The sequence below is a fragment of the Methylobacterium sp. E-025 genome, from assembly GCF_022829705.1.
Classification (GTDB): Bacteria; Pseudomonadota; Alphaproteobacteria; order Rhizobiales; family Beijerinckiaceae; genus Methylobacterium.
Genome location: NZ_JAKSYR010000036.1, coordinates 1 through 3700 on the forward strand (window position 1 = coordinate 1; position 3700 = coordinate 3700).

Genomic DNA, 3700 nt, shown 5'->3' on the forward strand with positions numbered 1-3700 from the left:
ACCAAAGCGTGGCTGTGAAGTTGCTCGCGCCGACGGTCTAGCTCAGTTTGCCTGCTCGGGTTCAGCCAGCAGCCCAAAAAGCTGCGCCAGCGCAATCAGTTCGACATCGCTGCACTCATGGCCATCCACGAGCCAAAGGCCTAGGTCGTCGCCTGGTGGCTCGACGTTCCGGCCGATCGTGCGTAGGGCTTCGGCTGCTTCGTGAGATGGGTTGTCTGTCATTTCCGATCCCATGCCGGTCGGGCGCGTGCGCGACAAGGCGGTCATAAACGGCGCTCGTCGGGTGGCCGCACCATCGCAGCGCACCCGACTTGCACACCCGACCGCGGCGCGGCTGGTACGCAGCTATATGGTCGCGCATCCAGGTAATCACATAGCTACGTGCTCGCGTGCTTATATGTCCTCGGGCTCATTCCCTCGCGCGTGCCCGCGCTTTTGGAGCATGAGAAACAGCCCCTCGCGGTAGAGCGCTTGGGCGGTGGTGTTGGTCTCGAAGGCCAGCCGGCGGATTAGGTCGAACGTCTCGGGCTTCGCGTAGAGGCTTCGGTGGACATCGCCTTCACGGCTCCCGCGCGTCGCTCGCCCTACGGCCTTGCCGCCGGGGATCTCATCATCACGTAGCTGCGTGTCTGCGTTCTCATGCGGCTGCGTAGTTAAGTGATCAGGTGTTTTTGTAAATATGGCTTCTTCGGACAGCTTCCGGCGCGGGGCCTTGCTCACGTCGATGTCTCCATCTGAGCGCTGGCCCATTGCCACAAGGCCGCGATCTCGGCCGCTGCCTTTCCTGCAGAGTTCACCTCGACCCCCCCAAGACCCGAGGCCGCGGCGTCGCGTAAGTCGGTTCGGTCTGCCACAGGCGGCGCCACCAAGCCTCCGGCCTCAAGCGCGGCCAGCGCATCGGCAGTGCGAGCCTGCGTGATCGGGTTCGTGGCGTTGAGAACGAAGCCGAACCGGCGGCCGAGGGACTTCAGCCGCTCGACGGTCGGCCGAGCTGCGCGGAGATCTAAGGCGGATGGGCGCACCGGCACCAACGTGAAGTCGGATTGCTTGAGGGCCGTATCGACCTCGGGGCCGAACGTACCGGCCGTGTCGAGGATCACGAGGGACACCGCCTTCACCTTCCGCGTCTCGGCCAGCCAACGCACCAGCGCCGACGGCTCGACCTCGCGAAACACGATTCTCTTGGCTTCTCGCATCCGCCCCCATTCGGCGAGCGAACCTTGCGGGTCCAGGTCAACGACCACGACGCGCTCCCCGGCCTGGCGGGCAGCGACTGCTACGGAGGCGGCGAGCGTGCTCTTGCCGCTGCCGCCTTTCTGGCTGGCGAAGCAAAGGACTTTCATACGGTCAGGTGGTCACATGACTGCGCGACCGTGCAAGCGCGCAGATATGTAGCTGTGTGATCTTGGGGCCGGCTGTGGCACACAGGTGTCAGGCACTTTCAGCGATGAAAACCTGACGGATGGCACCCATCCGAAGCGTCCGAGATGGGTGGGGAGCGGACCTTAAACCCTGGTCCAAAAGCAGACGCTCAGCTTCCGACCCAACTCAGCCGTTCGAACCACTATCGGCGCTTCCCGGAAGCAGCCATGCATCGAAGACCAGACACCTCGGCCCTGCACCCTGAGAACGGCGAACGCCTCCAATTTCTGTTAGACCGGAGTTAGGTCCGATGCCGCGCCTTCCCCTCGTCGTCCAAGGCGACATAGGTGAACACCCCTTCAGTGACCTTCTGCGGATCACCTCCGGTCCTATCCCGGATCCAGACCTCGATCCGAACGCCCAACGATGTCTCACCGTCTTCCTGTAGGGTGCAGTAGCAACTCACCTCATCGCCGACCGAGATCGGCCTGAGAAAACGCATTGCGTCGATGCTGACCGTCGCCACGCGGCCCTTAGTTCGCTGGGCAGCAAAGGTTCCGCCGGCCAGATCCATCTGCGAAACCGTCCAGCCTCCGAAGATGGCGCCAGCAGCGTTCGTGTCGCGCGGCATGGCGATGGTGCGCAGGTGTGGACCCTCGGACGGGCTTGAGCTCGTGGCTGCCATGGGAGGTGCTCCGTCCTTGTACGATCAGGCCTGCGACCCGGCGAGTGGCGAGGTCTCGTATCGGGCGAGCAGTTCAGCCGGATCCCGATAGGTGGCGATGCAGCCGGCCTGCATGAGTTCTTCGACCGTCCGCCCCCCCGTAAGCAGCCCAATCGTCCGAATGCCGGCCTTGGTAGCAGCTTCGGCATCGTAGGGCGTATCACCGACGACGACGGCATCCTGTGCCGCGACGCCGTTTAGGCGCTCCAGGGCCGCCTGGAAGATGTCCGGGTTCGGCTTGCTCTCCTCCGCGTCATCAGACGACGTCTCGATGCTGATGAGATCGTCGATCTCGGCGATCTTCTTGTAAGTCTTGAGCTCGTCGCCCTTGGCGGAGGAGGCGAGTGCGAGCTGCTTGCCGTCGGCCAGCAGGCGCTCGACGAGCGCCCGAACCTGCGGCAAGCCCTTGATGGTCGGGAGGTAGAGCTCCTTCAGGATCCCCGAGCGGTGCTCCTCCAGGGCATCGCCCTTCTCGGCGATCTCCGCCTCCGACAGGAACACCGGCATCAGGAGGTCCCCGCCCTTGCCGATCTGCCTCCTGAGTTCTTCGAAAGGGATGTCGTGACCGAAGTCCCGGAAGGCATCCTGCCAGGCACGGGCGTGCTGGGGGACCGAATCGATGAGGGTACCATCGACGTCGAAAATCACCGCGGTGGGCATGAGACGCTTTCTTGTCTGTTGTTGGCGGCGGCGACCCATCAGGAGCCGGCCTTGCCCCGTGTTTGGAGATGAACGTGCTTCAGCTCCGTGGTCGTCCTTCAGCCGTGAGGCTTGAACACCACCTTGGTGCAGGCATCCTTCTTGTCCCGGAACATGTCGTACAGCGCCGGGCCGTCCTCCAGGTTCGTGGAGCGATGGCTAATGATGAAGGACGGGTCGATGTCGCCGTTTTGGATGCGCTCCATCAGCGGCTTCATGTAGCGGACCATGTGGGTCTGGCCGGTCTTCAGGGTCAGGCCCTTGTTCATCAGGACGCCGAGGGCGACGGGACCGACCGGGCCCGCGAAGACGCCGGGCATCGAGACGTTGCCACCGGGGCGGCAGGCCAGGATCGCCTGGTTCAGCGCGAACGGACGCTCCAGGCTGACGGTGTGCTCCATAATGGCGGACGACACCTTCTGCAGCGTGGTGTCCGCCCCGTGGGACTCCATGCCGACTGCCTCAATGACCGAGTCTGGTCCAAGGCCGTGGGTCATCTCCATGAGCGTGTCCTGGATGTTCTCGGTGGATAGATCGATGGTCTCGGCACCGGCTTCCCGCGCCAGGGCGAGGCGCTCCGGGACGCTGTCGATAGAGATGACGCGCTTGGCACCCAGCATCAGGCAGCACTTCACCGCGAGCACGCCGACTGGGCCGCAGCCCCAGATCGCTACCGTGTCCTCCGGACCGATGTCGCAATGCTCGGCGGCCTGGTAGGCGGTCGGGAAGATGTCGCTAAGGAACAGCACCTGCTCGTCGGTCAGGCCCTCGGGTACGACGATGGGGCCGACGTCGGCGTAGGGCACCCGCAGGTACTCAGCCTGGCCGCCGGGGATGCCACCGGTAAGGTGCGAGAAGCCGAACAGTCCGGCGAGCGGATAGCCAAACACCTTGGCCTGCATCGCTCCATTTGGA

The 3700-nt window shown here is 64.1% G+C and carries 6 protein-coding genes; all 6 read right to left on the bottom strand.

Annotation, left to right across the window (positions count from 1 at the left end; genetic code table 11):
* Positions 1 to 42: 42 nt before the first annotated feature.
* Complete coding sequence (locus MKK64_RS02695; RefSeq protein ID WP_243932144.1) at positions 43 to 267, bottom strand: hypothetical protein; 225 nt, start codon at positions 265 to 267, stop codon at positions 43 to 45.
* A 126-nt stretch (positions 268 to 393) separates the two neighbouring features.
* Entirely contained in the window at positions 394 to 720 is a 327-nt protein-coding gene (locus tag MKK64_RS02700; protein ID WP_243932145.1) for a hypothetical protein, read from the bottom strand.
* Positions 717 to 1343, bottom strand: a complete 627-nt coding sequence (locus tag MKK64_RS02705; RefSeq protein WP_243932146.1) for a ParA family protein — start codon at positions 1341 to 1343, stop codon at positions 717 to 719. Before MKK64_RS02705 ends, MKK64_RS02700 begins: the two co-directional genes overlap by 4 nt.
* Positions 1344 to 1663: 320 nt before the next feature.
* A complete protein-coding gene (locus MKK64_RS02710; protein ID WP_147841543.1) occupies positions 1664 to 2047 on the bottom strand; it encodes an acyl-CoA thioesterase in 384 nt (127 codons plus the stop codon).
* Between the two features lie 24 nt (positions 2048 to 2071).
* A complete protein-coding gene (locus MKK64_RS02715; protein WP_243932147.1) occupies positions 2072 to 2746 on the bottom strand; it encodes an HAD family hydrolase in 675 nt (224 codons plus the stop codon).
* A 98-nt stretch (positions 2747 to 2844) separates the two neighbouring features.
* Positions 2845 to 3700 (bottom strand): zinc-binding dehydrogenase (locus MKK64_RS02720; RefSeq protein ID WP_243932148.1); only part of this gene is annotated, 856 nt, incomplete at its 5' end.